Below are 18,994 nucleotides of genomic sequence, written 5' to 3'. Positions count from 1 at the left end.
GGCTCCTAGCGCTCGAACCAGTGCATCGCGCTGGCCGGCCAGCTAAGCGTGACGCTGTCGCCGGGCTGCAGGCGGTCGACGCGCGGTGGGTAGCTCGGCAGCGTGGCGGTCAGCCGCTGGCCGGCGTCCAGATCGACCTCGAGCTTGTGCTGCGCGCCGAGGAACTGCCGGTCGCGCAGCCGCCCGGCTACGCGGATGTCGTCCGGTGCGGCGTCGCTGGCGAGGCCGATGCGTTCCGGCCGCACCGAAAACGCCTGGGCGCGCCCGGTCAGCCGTTCGGCCAACTCGGCGTCGATCAGGTTGCTGGTGCCGACGAAGTCGGCGACGAAGCGGGTGGCCGGCTCGGCGTACAGCCGCTCCGGCGTGTCGAGCTGTTCGATCCGGCCGCTGGCGAACACCGCCACCCGGTCGGACATCGACAGCGCCTCGCTCTGGTCGTGGGTGACGAACACGAAGGTGATGCCCAACTGCTTCTGCAGTGCCTTCAGCTCGCCCTGCATCTGTTCGCGCAGCTTCAGGTCGAGCGCGCCGAGCGGTTCATCGAGCAGCAGCACTCGCGGCCGGTTGACGATGGCGCGCGCCAGCGCCACCCGTTGGCGTTGCCCACCGGACAGCTGGCCGGGCTTGCGCGCGCCGAAGTCGCCGAGTGCGACCAGCTCGAGCGCCTCGCGGGCGCGCCGCTCGCGCTCGCCGCGGCCAACGCCCTTCACCCGCAGGCCGTAGCCGACGTTGTCGAGCACATTCAGAAATGGGAACAGCGCGTAGTCCTGGAATACCGTGTTGACGTCGCGCTCGTAGGGCGGGGTGCCGGTGGCGTCCTGGTCGTGGATCAGGATGCGGCCGCTGCTCGGCAGATCGAAGCCGGCGATCAACCTGAGACAAGTGGTCTTGCCCGAGCCGGACGGCCCGAGCATCGAAAAGAACTCCCCCTCGCGGATGGCCAGCGATACCGCATCGACCGCGCGCACGTTGCCATACACCCGGCTGACCTGCTCGAATTGCACTGCCGTGTCCATGCGTCCCCCTGGACTGATCGTGCGGCATCGCCCCGGCTCTGGAACGCCGGGGTCTAGTCGTTATGTTGGCCGAACCGGCTTACTTGCCGCCCATGATCGCGATGTAGTCGCGGGTCCAGACGCTGTACGGCACGCAGCTGCCCTGGCTCGCGCACTTGGCCTGCGGGGTCTTCCAGAAGCGCACCTGGGTGAAGCGCTCGAAGCCGTTGCTCTGGCAGAAGTTGCTGCCGCCGGGTGCGGCGCTCTTACAGGCGGCGGGCACCACCGGGTTGGCGCCGAACCATTCGGACAGCGCCGACTGCAGTTTCGGGTTGAGCGAGTGCTCCAGCCACTTGTAGGCGCAGCTCGGGTGCTTGGCGTCGGCGTGCATCATCGTGGTGTCGGCCCAGCCGGTGGACCCTTCCTTCGGGATAACCGACGCGATCGGCTGCTTCTCGCCCTTGAGCGCGTTCACCTGATAGGGCCAGGAGCTCGACGCGGCCACGCCCTCGTTCTTGAAGTCGTTCATCTGCACCGTCACGTCGTGCCAGTAGCGGTGCTTCAGCTGGTACTGCTGGCGCAACAGCACCAGCGCGGCGGCGTACTGCTTGTCGTTCAGTTCGTACGGGTCCTTGATGCCGAGCGCCGGGTTCTTGCTCATCAGATACAGAGCGGCGTCGGCGATGTAGATCGGCCCGTCATAGGCCTGGATGCGGCCCTTGTTCGGCTTGCCGTCGGGCAGGTTCTGCGGCTCGAACACCACCGACCAGCTGCTCGGCGGGCTCTTGAACACCTGGGTGTTGTACATCAGCACGTTCGGTCCCCACTGGTAGGGCACGCCGAAGGTCTGGCCGTTGACGTAGTACCACGGTGCCTTCTGCAGCCGCGGGTCGATGTTCTTGAAGCTGGGGATCAGCGTGGTGTTGATCGGCTGCACCTTCTTGCCATAGACGAGGCGCAGGCTGGCGTCACCGGAGGCGGTCACCAGGTCGTAGCCACCCTGGTTCATCAGCGCGACCATCTCGTCCGAGGTAGCGGCGGTCTTCACGTTGACCTTACAGCCGGTCTGCTTTTCGAAGTCGGTGACCCAGTCGTACTTCTTGTCGCTGTCACCGCGCTCAATGTAGCCCGGCCAAGCAATGATGTCGAGCCGCCCTTCGGGGGCGCCGAGCTTGGTCGGTGGCGCGGCGAGCGCGGTGCTACAGCAAACGGCGAGTGAAATGGACAGCAGCGGTGTGGTGGCTCTCACGGTCTGGCTCCTCTCTCGATCGGGCGGCGAAGGTCGGCCGAACGGCGGCCTTCTTATCGTTGGGGGGGGTATTCGTTCAAGTTATTGGCGATATCGGCCGCTAATTCAAATCGGGTAACGGCGTGGCTTCGGGCCGGCTTGGCGTTTTTCTGACTTTAGGGTGCTGAAGAGCGGGGTAGGCTGAACGGGCACACCCGCCGTTTGCGAAAGAGCTTGGCCGGCGCAATATGGTCGTCGTTGCAGGGGTGGGCAAGGCCGGTGGCATAATGTAATGTAAGTGCTTTCTAACTCTTTACGCCTTCCTGCCGTCATGCCAGACCTGCCTCGCCGTACCCAGCAAAGCCGCCGCGAAGGCACTATCGCCAAGCTGATCGACGCCGCCGAAGCCTGTTTCGTCGAGGTCGGCTTCAGCCAGGCGGGCGTCCAGATGATCTGCGACCGCGCCGGGGTGTCGCAGGGGGCGCTGTTCCGTCACTTCAAGACCAAGAACGACCTGGTCGCCGCGCTGGCGGTGAAGTTGGTCGACGAGTTGTTCGCGACCGCGCGGGCGGAGCTCACCAAGGCGCGCAACCCCGACGAGGCGGTGGCGATCCTGGCCGAACTGCTGTGCTACTCGGACAAGGAGGCGGTGCTGTTCGAGATCTTCCTGGCGATCCGCTACTCGGACGAATTGCGCGAGCGGCTGTCCGGCATCGGCATGGATTATCGCGACCGCTTCCTCGAGCTGATGGACACGCTGATGCCGGGCGCGCTCGACGACGAGCAGGGCCGTGGGCTGGTGTATTCGCTGATCTCGCTGTTCCACGGCATGGCGTTCTTCCATTTCAGCGCCGGCGGCGAGCGCCGTGCGCCGGCCGACCCGAGCCGGCTCGCCTGGATCAGCCGGCAGATTCACGAACAGCTGGCGCGCAACCAGCAGGGCTGAGGGATTCGGCCAACGTTGGCGGTTCGCTAGACAAAGGGCTACCTTCGGGTAGCCCTTTGTCGTCGCGCTGACGGATTCCTAGGCATTGGGAGTCATGTCGACGCCCACCACCTTCACGTTGTGGTCGGTGCGGCGGCGTTGTAGAGTCGCCGCCATGCGGGCGAGATGCCGCCCTGTTTTGGTCGGGAGAGAAGGAATGATCAGCGAAACCATCAATATCGTCGGCGCCGGCCGCTTGGGGCAGAGCCTAGGCCGGCTGCTGGCCGACTCGGGCCGTTACCGGATCGCCGGCGTGCTGTCGGCGCATCCGGCGTCGGCGGCGCGGGCGGTGGCGTTCATCGGCCAGGGCGAGGTGGTCACCGCCATCGCCGCGCTGCCGGTGGCGGATTACACGCTGCTGTCGGTGCCGGACGGCGCGATCGCCGAGGTGGCGCACGCGCTGGCGCGCGACGGCCGGTTCGGCGCGGACTCGCTGGTGTTTCACGCCAGCGGCGCCGGCGAACTGGACCTGCTGGCGGCGCTGGCCGAAGGCGGTGTCGCCACCGGCGGCCTGCACCCCGCGTTCTCGTTCGCCGAGCCGGCGCGGGCGGTGGCCGGTTTTGCCGGCACGCCGTGTGCGCTCGACGGCGGCGAGGCGGCCTGCGCGCGGCTCGCCCACCTGGCCGACGCGATCGGCGGCCGGCCGTTTCGGCTGGCCGTCGGCGGCAAGGCGGCCTACCATGCGGCCCTGTCGGTGGCGTCGAACTACCTGGTGACGCTGACCGAGCTGGCCGGCCAGCTGGCACGCCAGGCCGGGGTGCCGGACGAGGAGGTCGCCGGGCTGATCGGCCCCTTGATGCGCCAGACGCTCGACAACGCACTGGTACTCGGGCCGGCCGCGGCGTTGACCGGGCCGATCGTGCGCGGCGACGCCGGCACGGTGGCACGGCACCTGGCGGTGCTGGCCGACGATGCGCAAGCGGTCTACCGGCGGCTCGGCGAGCGTACCGTCGAGCTGGCCGGTTCGCGGCTCGACGCTACCCAACGGGCGACGCTGTTGGGCGTGTTGCAAAACGGTGTCGTCGGCTAGCGAGCTTGGCCGAAGCACTGTGAGGCGTCGGCCAAGCTTTGCTCGCCCTAGGGCGGAAACACAAACCCCACGTCGCGGCGTGGGGTTGTCGTTTCCGGGATGGCTGTTTACAGCTCCGGCACGTTGAACACCTGGCGCAGATAGGCGAGGAAGGTCTCGTCGCGGCACATCGACTTGCCCGGGCTGTCGGACAGCTTGGCGACCGGCTGGCCGTTGCAGCTGACCAGCTTCATCACGATCTGCAGCGGCTCCAGCCCCATGTCGTTGCTCAGGTTGGTGCCGATGCCGAAGCTGGTCTGGATCCGTCCGTCGAAGTGGCGGTACAGCTCGATCGCCTTGTCGATGTCGAGGCCGTCGCTGAAGGTCAGCATCTTGGTGATCGGGTCGATGCGCAGCGTCTTGTAGTGACGGATTGCCTTCTCGCCCCAGTCGAACGGGTCGCCGCTGTCGTGGCGCAGGCCGTCGAACAGCTTGGCGAAGTACAGGTCGAAGTCGCGCAGGAACGCGTCCATGCCGACCACATCGGTCAGCGCGATGCCCAGGTCGCCGCGGTACTCCTGCACCCACGCCTCCAGCGCGGCCTTCTGGAAGTCGCGCAGCCGCACGCCGAGCCCTTGATAGGCCTGCATGAACTCGTGCGCCATCGTGCCGATCGGCGTGACGCCGAGTTTCCAGGCGAGGTAGACGTTGCTGGTGCCGCGGAAGATGGCCGGCACGGCCGCGTGCAGCTGGGCGACCAGCTGGTGGTGCCAGTGGCGGCTGAAGCGGCGTCGGGTGCCGAAATCGGCGAGCAACAGCGGCCCGTTGTGCCGGTGGACCTGTTCCGCCTCGAACTTGAGCAGCCGGGCGATCTTGTCGGTGAGGCGGCTCTGGCCTTCCTGCAGCACCTCCGGTGTCGACAGCCGCTGGAAGTACAGCTCGTTGACGGTCGCCAACACGAAGATCTCGAAGAACATCGCCTGTACCAGTGGCCCCTGCACCCGGATGTCCAGCCCGCCGTCGGCGGCGATCGTCACCGTGATGAAGCGGCGCTGCAGGTGAAACAGCTCCAGGTAGTCGACGAAGTCGGACTTGATGTAGCGCAGCGTGCGCAGGTAGGCGAGCTCTTCCTGGCTGAAGTTGAGCTGGCAGAGCAGGTCGAGCTGTTCTTCCAGCTCTTCCTTCAGTTCGCCGAGTGGGTAGAGCGTCGTGTTGCGGCACTTGAACTCGTACTCGCCCCAGGCTTGCGGGAACTGGTGCAGCACCACCTGCAGCATGGTGAACTTGTACAGGTCGGTGTCGAGCAGCGAGGTGATGATATGGCGACTATGGGTCTTCATCGCCTGATTATATGCCGAGGTGGGGTAGCGGCCGCGAGCAAAAGCGGCTCGACAGCTATAAGGGAGGGGCGCGCGCCGGGCGCTATCGACGGCGCGCGCCCGGGAAAAGGCTGATCGACGCTCAGCCGGCGAAGAGCACGAAGATCGCCGGGCGCTTGTGCAGGTCCGGCGCCGGGGTCGGCCAGTCGGCGACGCGGCGGCTGACGATGGTCTGGCTCGGCAGGTTCAGGTCGCAGGCGACCGCCAGCCGGGTGCTTGGCGCCAGCACCTCGCGACATTGCGCCAAGAGCGCGTTGTTGCGGTACGGCGTCTCAATGAACAACTGGGTCTCGTTTTCCTGGCGCGAGCGCGCCTCCAGGGCACGCAAGGCCTTGGCGCGCTCGGCCGTGTCGACCGGCAGATAGCCCTTGAACGCGAAGCTCTGGCCGTTGGCGCCGGACGCCATCAACGCCAAGAGGATCGACGACGGACCGATCAGGGGCTGCACCCGGTAGCCGTGCTCGTGCGCCAGCGCCACCAGCTGCGCCCCGGGGTCGGCCACCGCCGGGCAGCCGGCTTCCGATACCAGGCCGACATCAAAGCCTTCGGCCAACGGTTTGAGCAGCGCCGCCACGTCGGCGGCCGGGGTGTGCTCGTTCAGCGTCGCCATCGTCAGCTCGCGGATCGGCGTGGTCACCCCGAGCGCCTTCAGGTGGCGGCGCGCGGTCTTCTCTGCCTCGACGACGAAGTGGGTGATATGCAACACCTGCGCACGCTCGCCCTCGGGCAGCCACGGCGTGCTCTCGTCGCCGAGCGGGGTCGGAATCAGATAGAGAATGCCGGCCATTACAGAACCCCCACGCCTTCGTTGTTCAGCATCGTCACCAGCGCGAACAGCGGCAGGCCGATCAGCGCGTTCGGGTCGGTCGACTCGATCTTTTCGATCAGCGCGCCGCCGAGGCCCTCACTCTTGGCCGCGCCGGCGCAGTGGATCGCGTCCGGCTCCAGCTCGAAATAGCGGGCGATCTGTGCGTCGCTGAGGTGGCGCAGCGTGACGCGGGTGAGGTCGACGCCTTCCTGCAAATGGCCGGTCGCGCTGTTATACAAGGCCAGTGCGGTATGAAAGGTGACGGTGCGGCCGCGCATCCACTTGAGCATGGCGATGCCGTTTTCCACCGAGCCGGGCTTGCCGATCTGCTGCTCGTCGAGCAGCGCGACCTGGTCGGAACCGATCAGCAGTGCGTTCGGGAAGCGTTCGGCCAGCGATTGCGCCTTGGCGCGGGCGAGGCGCACGGCGGTGTCGAGGGCGGTTTCGCCGGCCAGCGCGGTTTCGTCGCATACCGGCGAAACCGCGTCGAACGGCAGGGCCAGACGCGACAGGATTTCGCGCCGGTAGATCGAAGTGGAGGCGAGCACGATCTGCATGGTGATGAGGGCTTGATTCTTTTGACAAAAACAAGCGGCGGATTATATCATCCGTCGTTTATGTCTAACCCGATTTTGATTGATCCCGTCGCGTTCGCCCGCGAAGGTCGTACTCGCACCGGCAGAATTGCCGTTGCCGAGCTCGACCCGCGCGTGCACGAGAGCCTTGCCGACACGAGCGGCGAGTGCGAATTCGTGCTGGTTGGCAGCGTGGACAGGCTCCGGCGCCCGCACCTGACGCTCACGGTCAACGCGACCCTGAATGTCCCGTGTCAGCGCTGTCTCGAAGCGATGACGGAAACGCTGCAAACGCGTGCCGACATCGTGCTGTTTTTCGATCAGGAAAAACTCGAGACAGCCGCGACCGAAGACGAGACGCTGGACGCCATCCTGGCCGAGCCGGAAATGGACGTGATCGCGCTGATCGAAGACGAAATCATTATGGGCTTGCCGTTTGCCCCGAAACACGAGGTATGCGGCACGGAAGCTCTGGAGCGCGCCAAGGCAGACAAACCTAACCCGTTTGCCGTGCTGGCCAAGCTCAAGAAATCCGCGTCCGAGTAACCCGTTTTACTGAATTTTTCAGGAGTCGACCATGGCTGTTCAACAGAACAAAAAGTCCCCGTCCAAGCGCGGCATGCACCGTGCCCACGATTTTCTCACCGCTCCGGCCCTGGCCAAAGAGCCGACCACCGGTGAAGCCCACCTGCGTCACCACATCAGCCCGAACGGCGTGTACCGTGGCCGCAAAGTGGTAAAAGCCAAGGGCGAGTAATCGCTTCTTAGTCGCTGTTTCCGTAACAACAAACCTTACCAGAACAACAGGTAGGTTCACTGCCGCAGGTGTTGATGACTATCACCGTAGCGGTTGATGCCATGGGCGGTGACGTTGGCCTCAAGGTCACCGTCCCGGCATCCATCCGATTTCTCCAAGAAAATCCCCACGTCCATCTGATCCTGGTCGGCGACGAAGCCGCAATCCGGGAGGAACTCGTGCGTCTGCGCGCGCCGCAACAGCGCATCCGTGTGCAGGCGGCGTCCGAGGTGGTGGGCATGGACGAGGCGCCGCAGTCGGCGCTGAAGAACAAAAAAGACTCGTCGATGCGCGTGGCGATCAACCTCGTCAAAGAGGGCCAGGCGCAAGCGGCGGTATCGGCCGGTAATACCGGCGCGCTGATGGCGACCGCCCGCTTCGTGCTGAAGACGATTCCGGGCATCGATCGCCCGGCGATCGCCAAGCTGATGCCGAACATGAAGGGCTTGAGCTGCGTGCTCGACCTGGGCGCCAACGTCGACAGCAGCCCCGAGCAGCTATTGCAGTTCGGCATCATGGGCGCCGAGCTGGTGTCCCGTGTGCTCGGCAAGGCCGACCCGACGGTCGGTTTGCTCAATATCGGCTCGGAAGACATCAAGGGCAACGAGACGGCCAAGCAGGCCTCCGAACTCTTCAAAGAATCCGAACTCAACTTCCACGGCAATGTCGAAGGTAACGATATCTATCAGGGTGCCGTCGATGTTATCGTGACCGATGGTTTCACCGGCAACGTGGCGCTGAAGGCCTCCGAGGGGCTGGCCAAGATGATCGCCACGTTCCTGCGCGAAGAATTCACCCGCAGCTGGTGGACCCGGTTGTGTGCGCTGGCAGCGATGCCGGTGCTCAATCGCTTCCGCGCACGTGTGGATACCCGCCGCTACAACGGCGCGAGCCTATTGGGCTTGCGCGGCATCGTGGTGAAGAGCCATGGCGGGGCCGACGTAACAGGATTCCGTTTCGCGCTGGCGCAGGCTTACGAGGAAGCCCGCTCCAACGTGATTGGTCATATTGCTGACCGGGTCGCTCACCAACTCGAAAACCTCAAGCGGCCCGAGTCCAGTCCAACCGAGTAAGACACCTATGGCCTACTCTCGCATTCTCGGCACCGGCAGCTACCTGCCCGAGACCGTGCTGACGAACGCGCAGCTTGCTGAACGCGTCGATACCAGCGACGAGTGGATCGTCAGCCGTACCGGCATCCACGCGCGACACATCGCCGCCGAGTCGGAGCTGACCAGCGACCTGGCGGTGCGTGCGGCGCAGGCTGCCATGCAGGACGCCGGTGTGACGCCGGACGAGATCGACATGGTCATCGTCGCCACCACCACCCCGGACATGGTGTTTCCGAGCACCGCCTGCATCGTGCAGGAAAAGCTCGGCATCCCCAGCTGCGCGGCATTCGACGTGCAGGCGGTGTGCGCCGGCTTCGTCTACGCGCTGGCCACCGCCAACGGCCACATCCTGAGCGGTGTGGCCAACAAGGTGCTGGTGATCGGCGCCGAGGTGATGACGCGCATTCTCGACTGGGAAGACCGCCGTACCTGCGTGCTGTTTGGCGACGGCGCCGGTGCCGTGGTACTTGGCCCGTCCGACGAGCCGGGCATCCTGCGCTCGAAGCTGGCCGCCGACGGTCGTCACCAGCACATCCTGAACGCCCCGGCGCAGATCGCCGGCGGCAAGATCCAGGGCATTCCGTATCTGCACATGGACGGCCCGGCAGTGTTCAAGTTCGCCGTCAAGGCGCTGTCCGACATCGCGACCAAGACGCTGGCCGAGGCGGGCATCGACAAGAGCGAACTCGACTGGCTGGTACCGCACCAGGCCAATGTGCGCATCATCGAGTCGACCGCCAAGCACCTCGGCCTGCCGATGGAGCGGGTGGTCGTGACCTTGCCCGAACAGGGCAATACCTCGGCCGCGTCGATCCCACTCGCGTTCGACGTCGCCGTGCGCGACGGTCGCATCCAGCGCGGCCAGACCGTGCTGCTCGAAGGCATCGGCGGCGGCATGACCTGGGGTGCGGTGCTGCTGCGCTTCTGATCTTTCTATTTCCTACACCTGACACGTCGTCCGTCGGCTTTTGCCTGACGGGCGGCGTGTCGTGGTATTGTGCTGCCGATTGCCAACAAGGAGACACCTGATGGCGTTTGCCTTTTTCTTTCCGGGCCAGGGTTCGCAGAGCCTCAATATGATGGACGGCTTTGACGGCCTGGCCGTGGTTCGCGACACCTTCGCCGAAGCGTCCGACGCGCTCGGCGACGACCTGTGGGCGATGCTCAAGGCCGACTCGGCCGACGCGATCAACGCCACCGTCAACACCCAGCCGCTGATGCTCGCCGCCGGCGTCGCCACCTGGCGCGCCTGGTTGGCCGAAGGCGGTGCCAAGCCTGCCGCGCTGGCCGGTCACAGCCTCGGCGAATACTCGGCGCTGGTCGCCGCCGGTGCGCTCGGCTTTGCCGACGCGGTGCGTCTGGTGCGCCTGCGCGCCCAGGCGATGCAGGACGCGGTGCCGGCCGGCACCGGCGCGATGGCCGCCATCCTCAACCTGTCCGACGACGACATCCGTGCCGCCTGCGTTGAAGCGGCGCAGGGTGAGGTGGTCGAGCCGGTCAACTTCAACTCGCCGGGCCAGGTGGTGATCGCCGGCGCCCGTGGCGCGGTCGAACGGGCGATGGAAATCTGCAAGGCGCGTGGGGCCAAGCGCGTGCTGCCGCTGCCGGTGTCGGTGCCGTCGCACTGCGCGCTGATGAAGCCGGCCGCCGACAAGCTGGCCGAAGCGCTGGTCGCAACCGTGATCAACACCCCGGTCATTCCTGTGCTGCACAATGCCGACGTCGCGAGCTACAGCGACGCGGACAAGATCCGCGACGCGCTGACCCGTCAGCTGTACAGCCCGGTACGCTGGACCGAGACGGTGCAGAAGCTCGCCGGCGACGGCATCCTGCTCGCCGCCGAGTGCGGCCCGGGCAAGGTGCTGGCCGGCTTAGCCCGCCGCATCGACGGCAACGTCAAGGCGTTCGCCCTGACCGACACCGCCGCGCTGGCCGCGGCGCGTGCCGAACTGTCCTGACCCCGATTCGCCGGTCTGGCCGGGCCATTTCGGCCAGGCCGGCTCAGTTTTCAAGGAGCAAGCATGTCTTTGCAAGGTAAAGTGGCGCTGGTGACCGGTGCGTCGCGCGGCATCGGTGCCGCGATCGCCGAACAACTGGCCGCCGAAGGGGCGATCGTGATCGGCACCGCCACGTCCGAGTCCGGCGCGGCCGCGATCAACGACCGTCTCGCCGCCAACGGCGGCGCCGGCCGGGTGCTGAACGTCACCGAAGAGGGCGCGATCGATGCGCTGATCGACGGCGTCGAGAAGGAATTCGGTCCGGTCGCCGTGCTGGTGAACAACGCCGGCATCACCCGCGACACGCTGCTGATGCGGATGAAGGACGAAGACTGGGATGCGATCATGGACACTAACCTGAAATCGGTGTTCAAGACCTCCAAGGCGGTGCTGCGCAGCATGATGAAGGCGCGCTTCGGCCGCATCATCAACATCGCCTCGGTGGTCGGCGTGATGGGCAACGCCGGTCAGACCAACTACGCGGCCGCCAAGGCCGGCATCATCGGCTTTACCAAGTCGATGGCGCGCGAGGTGGGCAGCCGCAACATCACCGTCAACTGCGTCGCGCCGGGTTTCATCGATACCGACATGACCCGCGCGCTGCCGGAAGCGCAGCGTGAGGCGCTGGTGCAACAGATCGCGCTGGGCCGCCTCGGTGAGGCCCGCGACATCGCCGACGCGGTGGTGTTTCTGGCCTCCGAGCGCGCCAACTATGTCACCGGCCAGACCTTGCACGTCAACGGCGGCATGCTGATGCCGTAATGCCGGCCGGCGGCGCCGACCGACAGGTGCGCCGCAGTGCTGAGATTAGGTAGGCTACTCTAATTTTTTTTAGTACAATTGCCGGGTTTGAATATCCCGAACATAGAAAGGTACTGGGTTACTCATGGAAAACATCGAACAGCGCGTCAAGAAAATCGTCGCCGAACAACTGGGTGTGAACGAAGCTGAAGTGAAGAACGAATCTTCGTTTGTCGACGATCTGGGCGCGGACTCGCTCGATACCGTTGAGCTGGTTATGGCACTGGAAGAAGAGTTCGAGTGCGAGATCCCGGACGAAGATGCGGAAAAAATCACTTCGGTTCAGCAAGCGATCGACTACGTGTCCGCTCACCTGAACAAGTAAGCTTTTTGCCGTCTGAAGGGACCTCTGCACGGAAGCGCCTGGCGCTTTACGCAGGGGTCCTTTTTGTTAGTAGCTTAGAAACGGGCGTTTGAATGCTCATCAGGCTGTCACCATTGGGTGTTACCGTTTCGAGCCATCGGGAGGCGTCTCCCGCCTTCACGGAGAAAGTCCCTTGTCCAAACGACGAGTAGTAGTAACCGGCCTCGGCCATGTGTCCCCGGTCGGCAACGACGTTGCCAGCGGCTGGGCCAATCTGTTGGCCGGCAAGTCCGGCATCGCCACCATCACCCGTTTCGACGCTAGCGACCTGGCGTGTCAGATCGCCGGTGAGGTGAAAGATTTCAATGTCGGCGACTACCTGGCGCCGAAAGAAGCACGCCGTATGGACGTGTTTATTCACTACGGTATCGCCGCGGCGCTGCAGGCCATCGCCGACGCCGGCCTCGACGACATCCCGGGCCTCGACAAGACCCGCGTCGGTGTCAATATCGGTTCCGGCATCGGCGGCCTGCCGCTGATCGAGGACACCGGCGTCGACCTGATCAACGGCGGTCCGCGCAAGATCGGCCCGTTCTTCATCCCGGGCTCGCTGATCAACCTGATCGCCGGCCACGTGACGATCATCAAGGGCTACCAGGGCCCGTCGTACGGCATCGTGTCGGCGTGCACCACCGGTGCCCACTGCATCGGCGATGCGGCACGCAACATCATGTACGGCGACACCGATATCATGGTGGCCGGTGGTGCCGAAGGCGCGATCTCGCGTCTGGGCATCGGCGGCTTTGCCGCGATGAAGGCGCTGTCGACCCGCAACGACGATCCGACGACCGCCTCGCGGCCGTGGGACAAGGGCCGCGACGGCTTCGTGATGGGCGAGGGCGCCGGCGTGCTGGTGCTCGAAGAGTACGAGCACGCCAAGAAGCGCGGCGCGATGATCTACGCCGAGCTGGTCGGTTTCGGCATGAGCTCGGACGCCTACCACATCACCGCACCGAGCGCCGAAGGCCCGGCGCGCGGCGTGGCCAATGCGCTGCGTGACGCCGGCGTGAACGCCGACGAAGTCGACTACGTGAACGCGCACGGCACCTCGACGCCGCTGGGCGACGCCAACGAAACCAACGCGCTGAAGCTGGCGTTCGGCGACCACGCCAAGAAGCTGGTGGTGAACTCGACCAAGTCGATGACCGGCCACCTCTTGGGCGGCGCCGGTGGCGTCGAGGCGGTGTACTCGGTTCTGGCGCTGCATAATCAGGTGTCGCCGCCGACCATCAACCTGAACGAGCAGGACATCGAAGGCGGTTGCGACCTCGACTACGTGGCGAACACCGCGCGCGAGATGCCGATCCGCGTGGCGATCTCCAACTCCTTCGGTTTCGGTGGTACCAACGGCACGCTGGTGTTCAAGCGCGTCTGATCCGTCACCGCTGCGTTGACAGGCAAAACCGCTGCGCTACACTCGCAGCGGTTTTCTTTTTTGTTACAACGGTTTCGGCCAACCCGGCACCGTTCATCTGACGCCACCATGCACTGTCAGCCACTCGCATCGATTCCGGACCTGTTGGCGCTGTACGCCGCCGACCGCTCCCGTTTCCCCTACCTGCTGCAATCGTCCGGCGACACCGGCTGGGACCTGCTGTTGGCGTTGCCGCGCGAGCGCCGTGTCTATCAGGCCGGCGACGAGGCCGCGTTCCTCGCCGACCTCGCCGCCTTGCCGCGTGAGGACGTCGCCAACCCGCACGGCCTGCCGTTCGTCGGCGGCTGGTTTGTCTACCTCGGTTACGATCTCTTGTCGGCGTTCGAGCCGACCGTGTCGGCGGCCATTCCCGACAGCTTCCCGCTCGCCGCGCTCGCTAGGGTGCCGGCGGCGGTGCTGGTCGACCGCGCGCGGCAGCAGGCCTGGCTGGTGGCCGAAACCGCCGCCGAGTTGGCCGAACTGACGCGCTGTGTCGAGAACACGCCCGAGTTCGTGCCGCAGCCGGTGAAGCTTGCCGCGCTAGAGGAAGACCCGCCCGAGTGGTACACCGACGCGGTGGTGAAACTCAAGCGCTACATCTACGAGGGCGACGTGTTCCAGGTGAACATCTCGCGCGGCTGGCGCGCCACCTTGGCCGACGGCATCGCCGCCGCCGACCTGTTCGCCGCGCTGCGCCGCGCCAACCCGGCGCCGTTCTCGGCGCTGGCGGATCTCGGCGACGCTCAGATCGTCAGCTCGTCGCCGGAGCGGCTGGTGCGGGTACGCGACGGCTGGGCCGACACCCGGCCGATCGCCGGCACCCATCCGCGCTCGACCGACCCGATTGAGGACGCCGCGTTGAAGCAGCGGCTGATCGACAGCAGCAAGGAGCGCGCCGAACACGTGATGCTGATCGACCTGGAACGCAACGATCTCGGACGGATCTCGCAGCCGGGCAGCGTCGAGGTCAACGAGCTGATGGCGGTGGCGAGCTACGCCTACGTGCACCACATCGAGTCGAACGTGCGCGGCCGCTTGCGCGACGGCGTCGACACCGCGCAGGTGTTCCGCGCGCTGTTCCCCGGCGGCACCATCACCGGCTGCCCGAAGGTACGCACCATGCAGATCATCCGCGAGCTGGAGAACAGCGCGCGACGCGCCTACACCGGCACGCTCGGCTACATCAACCGCGACGGCACGCTGGACAGCAATATCCTGATCCGCACCTTCATGCAGGAGGGCAGCCAGCTGCGCTTCCGTGCCGGCGGCGGCATCGTCGCCGACTCCGACCCCGAGCGCGAGCTCATGGAGACCCGCCACAAGGCGCGCGGCCTGCTGCGCGCGCTCGGCGTGCACGAATAGCCGCCAAGGACTACGCATGCTGATCAATGGAATGCCGGCCGATAGCATCTCGGCACTCGACCGCGGCCTTGCCTACGGCGATGGCCTGTACCGCACGGTCGAGCTGATCGACGGCAAGCCGCGACTGTGGCGCTGGCAGTGGCTGCGCCTGGTGGCCGATGCCGAGCGCCTGTTTCTGCCCTTGCCGGATGAAGCATTGCTGCTGGCCGAGCTGGAGCAGGTAGCACGCGGCATGCCCCGCGCAGTCGGCAAGATCACGCTGACGCGCGGCGTTGGTCAGCGCGGCTACGCGATGCCGAAGGAGGGCTTGCCGACCCGCATCGTCAGTGCCGCGCCGTGGATCGGCTACCCGGTCGAGCGGCTCGAACAGGGTATCAACCTGCGCCTTTGCAAGCTGCGCTTGGCGCGCCAGCCGCTGTTGGCCGGCATCAAGCACCTTAATCGCTTGGAGAACGTGCTGGCGCGCAGCGAATGGGACGACCCGGACATCCACGAGGGCCTGCTGCTCGACAGCAACGGCAATCTGATCGAGGCGACCATGTCCAACGTGTTCCTGCTGCAGCAAAGACGGCTGGTCACGCCAAGGCTGGACCAGGCCGGCGTCAGCGGTGCATTGCGCGCCTGGGTGTTCGAACGCGCGCCGAACTTGGGTCTCGAGGTGGAGGAGGCGGAGCTGGAATTGGGCGACCTGGTGGCGGCCGAGGCGGTACTGCTCACCAACAGTCTGATCGGCGTATGGCCGGTGGCAAAGCTGGTCGGCCTGGTTGGGCACACTTGGCACGATTTCAGCGTGGCGCAGCGATTGGCGCAGGCTTTGCAAAACGATTAGCCACGAAAGCTCTGCTTGGTCGGGAAAAATATATGGCAGACGCTTCTCTTCGGAGTCAGTCTGCCAAACCACCAGTAGGGCGGGTCTTTAGACCCGCGCATCATCGCAATAGCTACTGGGTGCGGGTCTCAAGACCCTCCCTGCAACTGGCAGGCCCCCGATCCGATTTTGTTGTGTCGGCTGTAGGGGGCCATCCCGCTGTTAAAAGCTTTCCTGACCCAACCCGCCCAGCCGCAATCCCTGCCGCATCTTCCGATATCCGAGCCAATACATTCCTGCTCCGGCTACGGTCAGCCCGATCTGCATCCAGAACATCGCCTGAGCCGGCGCATGCGCCAGTACCAGCCCACACAGGATCGGGCTCAGCGCGCTGCCGAGGTTGGCCAGGTTCTGCGCGCCATAGTAGCTGCCGCGCAGATGCTCGGGCGCGATGGTATCGATGAACAGGTACTCGGCCGGCACCAGCGACACTTCGCCAAGCGTGAACACCACCATGGCCGCCACCCAGACCGGCAAGGCGGTCGACTGCATGAAGCCGAGCATGGCGAGCGTCAGCATCAGCGAGCCGATTACCACCCAGCGCATCAGGTTGTCCTGCCGGATCGACCGCCCTACCGGGTACTGCATCAACACCACGCCGATCCCGTTGGTCACCAGCATGGCGGAGATCAGCTGGTAGGCATGCTGGGCCGAACTGGCCGTAACTGCGTACTGCGACAGATAGACCGAGAATTTGGAATAGACGATGGCGCTGAACACGCCGCCGAGTGTGAATAGCACCAGCCGGCTGTCGTCTTTCAGCACGCGCGTCGCGGCGGCGAAGTCCGGCACCTGGCTGGCCGGGCTGGTGGGGGCGGACTGCGGCCGGAGCAAACCATGGCCGCCGGCGAATAGCGCCAGCGTCGCCAGCGCGATCAGACCCGACAGCCAGAACGGCCCGCGCGGGTCCCGGCTGGCCAGCAGCGTGCCGAGCATCGGCCCGACCGACCAGCCGACGTTGGCCAGCATGTAGCGCAGCGAAAAGGCCCGTCCGCGCGCTTGCGGCGGCAGCAGCTCGGCGAAGAATGACTTGAGCGCGATATCGATCAAGGAGAAGGCCGAATTGGCCGCCGCCAGCACCAGCAGGATCAGCAGCGTGCTGCCCAGCAGCGGGGTGAGGAAGAAATTGGCCGCCACGATGGCGATGGCGCCATAGACCAGCACCCGCTTGTCGAAGCGGTCGGTCAGGTAGCCGCAGTAGAGCCCGGCCAGCGTGCCGACCAGCAGGCTCAAGCCCATCACCAGCCCCACCTGTTGCTGATCGAGCCCGAACTGGCGGGTCAGGTAGATGGTGAGGAAGGGCATGGTCATGGCACGGCCGATGGTGAGCACCAGCGAACAGAGTAGTAAAAAGCGGACCGGGGTGGTGAGTCTGGCCATGATGGGCTGCCTGGGGGTTGCGTCCAGCCCAGTATCGGTAAAAATAGGGAAAGTAAAAATGGATGAAATACCAAATAAATTTCCTCTTTTATGCGCCTGCTCGACTACTACCGCCGCCTGCACCGCTTCCATGCCGCACAGGAGCGGCCGCCCAGCCTGCCGGAACTGGCGCAGGCGCTCAACTGCAGCGAACGCAACGTGCGGCTGCTCTTGGCGCGCATGCAGGCCGCCGGCTGGCTGCAGTGGCAGCCGGGGCGCGGGCGCGGCCATCGCTCCACACTCACCTTGCTCAAGCCGCCGCAGCAGCTGGCGCTCGATCAGGTCTCCGGGCTGCTGGCGGACGGAGATCTCGAGGGCGCGTTCGGCCAGCTCGACCCGGCGCAGCGCCGGCTGCTGGCGGCCCGTTTGCCGGACTTTCTCGGCGCCACAGCTGGCGCCGGGCACCTGCGCATGCCGCTGTATCGGGCGCCGGTCAGTCTCGATCCGCTGCATGTGAAGAGCCGGGTCGAAGGGCATCTGGTGCGCCAGATCTTTTCCCGGCTGTCCAGCTACGACCGCGAGCGGCAACGGCTGCTGCCGGCGTTGGCGCATCACTGGGAAAGCGACGCGGATGGGCGTGCTTGGCACTTTTGGCTGCGGCCGGGGCTGCGCTTTCACGACGGTAGCGAACTGGATGCCGTCGACGTGCGACATACGCTGCTGCGCGTGCGCGACCTACCGTCGATCTACCAGCGCGTGTATCGCCATCTGCGCGAGGTGGAGGTGCACGACGCGCGCACATTCAGCTGTCACCTGGAAGCAAGCGACTTCCTGTGGCCGCACCGGCTCGGCAGCGCCAACGCCTCGATCGTGCCGCGCCGGCGTGCCGCCGACTTCGCGCGCCTGCCGGTCGGCAGCGGCCCGTTCAAGGTGGTGCGCAACAACGAATACCGCATCACCCTGCAGGCGTACGAGCAGTATTACCGCGAACGCGCGCTGCTGGACGAGATCGACCTGTGGATCGTGCCACCGCCGGCCGGCGAGCCTCGCTTCGACGTGGTGTTCGGTTTCCAGATGGACGAGGCTACGCCGCTGCAGCGGATCCGCCAGCTGCAGAGCGGCTGCACCTATCTGGTCTGCAACCCGGCGTGTGCACAGTTTGCCGAGGACCGGCAACGCCTCGCCTTGCTCGACTGGCTCGATCCGGCTCGCCTGTTTCAGGACGCGCGCGAACGGGTGGCCGCCGCCGGCCTGCTGCCGGGCTGGCAGCACCACACGGCGGGCAGCGGCGGGAGGTTACCGCTAGCGGCGGGCACACGGCTGCGGCTAGTCACCTACCAGATCGATAGCCTGATCACGTTGTGCGAGCTGTTGATAGCCCGAATGGCCGAGGCCGGCGTCATGCTCGAGTGCCGGATACTGTCGTTCGCCGAGTTTTCCGCCAATGCCTGGCGCGAACAAGCCGACCTCATGCTCGGCCACGAGGTGTTCCACGACGATGAGGATTACGGCTGCTTCGAGTGGTTCGCCTACGACAGCGCCTTCCGCCAGTGGCTGCCGCCTGCCGAGCATGCCAGGCTCGATGCCCGGCTCGCGCGCTTGCAGGCGCTGCCGACGGTCGAGGCGCGTCGGGAGGCGCTCTCTGACATCGGACGGCAACTTGTCGCTCACGGCTGGCTGCTGCCGCTGGCGCACGAATACCAGCAGGTGCGCGTGCAGCCGCACGTGGCCGGGCTCGAGCCGGGGCCGTTCGGGATGATGGTGCTCAACGAACTGTGGGTGCGTAATTAGCCGGCCGGTGTTCCCGTCACGAGCCTTCCTGCTTTGTTGGCGCGGTGAGGATCGCGCCTCTCCCACACGGAGGAGAGGGGCCATCGATGCCCGAATGAGCTGCTACTTGCGCCGTGGCTTGACGAGGATCCCAAGCCCGCCCGGAACAAAC

General features: G+C 65.7%; 19 protein-coding genes. 13 read left to right on the top strand and 6 right to left on the bottom strand.

Features of this window, described 5'->3' with window-relative positions:
* Positions 1-5 precede the first annotated feature (5 nt).
* A complete protein-coding gene (locus tag ACZ2IA_RS03720; protein ID WP_470291227.1) occupies positions 6-1,016 on the bottom strand; it encodes an ABC transporter ATP-binding protein in 1,011 nt (336 codons plus the stop codon).
* 79 nt (positions 1,017-1,095) lie between these two features.
* Entirely contained in the window at positions 1,096-2,244 is a 1,149-nt protein-coding gene (locus tag ACZ2IA_RS03715) for an ABC transporter substrate-binding protein (protein ID WP_470291226.1), read from the bottom strand.
* Positions 2,245-2,554: 310 nt separating this feature from the next.
* Between ACZ2IA_RS03715 and ACZ2IA_RS03710 the strand changes: the two genes are divergently transcribed.
* Entirely contained in the window at positions 2,555-3,169 is a 615-nt protein-coding gene (locus ACZ2IA_RS03710; RefSeq protein ID WP_470291225.1) for a TetR/AcrR family transcriptional regulator, read from the top strand.
* Between the two features lie 196 nt (positions 3,170-3,365).
* A complete protein-coding gene (locus ACZ2IA_RS03705) occupies positions 3,366-4,238 on the top strand; it encodes a Rossmann-like and DUF2520 domain-containing protein (protein WP_470291224.1) in 873 nt (290 codons plus the stop codon).
* 107 nt (positions 4,239-4,345) lie between these two features.
* Here the strand turns inward: ACZ2IA_RS03705 and pncB are convergent, their stop codons facing one another.
* The 3 genes from pncB to ACZ2IA_RS03690 all read right to left on the bottom strand — a co-directional run bounded on the left by pncB (position 4,346) and on the right by ACZ2IA_RS03690 (position 6,961).
* Complete coding sequence (gene pncB, locus ACZ2IA_RS03700; protein ID WP_470291223.1) at positions 4,346-5,557, bottom strand: nicotinate phosphoribosyltransferase; 1,212 nt, start codon at positions 5,555-5,557, stop codon at positions 4,346-4,348.
* 121 nt (positions 5,558-5,678) lie between these two features.
* A complete protein-coding gene (locus ACZ2IA_RS03695; protein WP_470291222.1) occupies positions 5,679-6,383 on the bottom strand; it encodes an SAM-dependent methyltransferase in 705 nt (234 codons plus the stop codon).
* Entirely contained in the window at positions 6,383-6,961 is a 579-nt protein-coding gene (locus ACZ2IA_RS03690) for a Maf family protein (RefSeq protein ID WP_470291221.1), read from the bottom strand. The genes ACZ2IA_RS03695 and ACZ2IA_RS03690 overlap by 1 nt, the downstream gene beginning before the upstream one ends.
* A gap of 12 nt (positions 6,962-6,973) precedes the next feature.
* On the opposite strand from ACZ2IA_RS03690, the gene ACZ2IA_RS03685 reads away from it, so the two are divergent.
* From ACZ2IA_RS03685 to pabC, 10 genes are all read left to right on the top strand, one after another.
* Entirely contained in the window at positions 6,974-7,525 is a 552-nt protein-coding gene (locus tag ACZ2IA_RS03685) for a YceD family protein (protein ID WP_470291220.1), read from the top strand.
* Between the two features lie 31 nt (positions 7,526-7,556).
* Positions 7,557-7,736 (top strand): 50S ribosomal protein L32, encoded by a 180-nt coding sequence (rpmF, locus tag ACZ2IA_RS03680; RefSeq protein WP_470291219.1) that lies wholly within the window; start codon positions 7,557-7,559, stop codon positions 7,734-7,736.
* Positions 7,737-7,810: 74 nt separating this feature from the next.
* The gene (gene plsX / locus ACZ2IA_RS03675) at positions 7,811-8,848 is read left to right on the top strand and encodes a phosphate acyltransferase PlsX (protein ID WP_470291218.1); all 1,038 of its coding nucleotides are present in this window, start codon (positions 7,811-7,813) and stop codon (positions 8,846-8,848) included.
* A 7-nt stretch (positions 8,849-8,855) separates the two neighbouring features.
* Positions 8,856-9,815 (top strand): beta-ketoacyl-ACP synthase III, encoded by a 960-nt coding sequence (locus tag ACZ2IA_RS03670; RefSeq protein ID WP_470291217.1) that lies wholly within the window; start codon positions 8,856-8,858, stop codon positions 9,813-9,815.
* A gap of 100 nt (positions 9,816-9,915) precedes the next feature.
* Positions 9,916-10,845, top strand: coding sequence for an ACP S-malonyltransferase (gene fabD, locus ACZ2IA_RS03665; protein WP_470291216.1), 930 nt, complete (start codon positions 9,916-9,918; stop codon positions 10,843-10,845).
* Between the two features lie 63 nt (positions 10,846-10,908).
* Positions 10,909-11,646, top strand: coding sequence for a 3-oxoacyl-ACP reductase FabG (fabG, locus tag ACZ2IA_RS03660; protein WP_470291215.1), 738 nt, complete (start codon positions 10,909-10,911; stop codon positions 11,644-11,646).
* Positions 11,647-11,770: 124 nt separating this feature from the next.
* Positions 11,771-12,010, top strand: coding sequence for an acyl carrier protein (gene acpP, locus ACZ2IA_RS03655; protein WP_289830165.1), 240 nt, complete (start codon positions 11,771-11,773; stop codon positions 12,008-12,010).
* Between the two features lie 172 nt (positions 12,011-12,182).
* Positions 12,183-13,424: a beta-ketoacyl-ACP synthase II gene (fabF, locus tag ACZ2IA_RS03650; RefSeq protein WP_470291214.1), complete on the top strand. Its 1,242-nt coding sequence runs from the start codon at positions 12,183-12,185 to the stop codon at positions 13,422-13,424.
* Positions 13,425-13,532: 108 nt separating this feature from the next.
* Positions 13,533-14,825 (top strand): aminodeoxychorismate synthase component I, encoded by a 1,293-nt coding sequence (locus tag ACZ2IA_RS03645; RefSeq protein ID WP_470291213.1) that lies wholly within the window; start codon positions 13,533-13,535, stop codon positions 14,823-14,825.
* A 16-nt stretch (positions 14,826-14,841) separates the two neighbouring features.
* Positions 14,842-15,654: an aminodeoxychorismate lyase gene (gene pabC, locus ACZ2IA_RS03640; RefSeq protein ID WP_470291212.1), complete on the top strand. Its 813-nt coding sequence runs from the start codon at positions 14,842-14,844 to the stop codon at positions 15,652-15,654.
* Positions 15,655-15,855: 201 nt separating this feature from the next.
* Here the strand turns inward: pabC and ACZ2IA_RS03635 are convergent, their stop codons facing one another.
* Positions 15,856-17,073: an MFS transporter gene (locus ACZ2IA_RS03635; RefSeq protein WP_470291211.1), complete on the bottom strand. Its 1,218-nt coding sequence runs from the start codon at positions 17,071-17,073 to the stop codon at positions 15,856-15,858.
* Between the two features lie 90 nt (positions 17,074-17,163).
* Here ACZ2IA_RS03635 and ACZ2IA_RS03630 point away from each other — a divergent pair, with 90 nt between their 5' ends.
* Positions 17,164-18,843: an ABC transporter substrate-binding protein gene (locus ACZ2IA_RS03630; protein ID WP_470291210.1), complete on the top strand. Its 1,680-nt coding sequence runs from the start codon at positions 17,164-17,166 to the stop codon at positions 18,841-18,843.
* The last annotated feature ends 151 nt before the right edge of the window (positions 18,844-18,994 follow it).

The sequence above is a fragment of the Crenobacter sp. CS_VA4 genome (assembly GCF_055597485.1).
The sequence above is the reverse complement of the archived record's forward strand: the minus strand, read 5'-3'. Positions and strand labels throughout refer to the sequence as shown.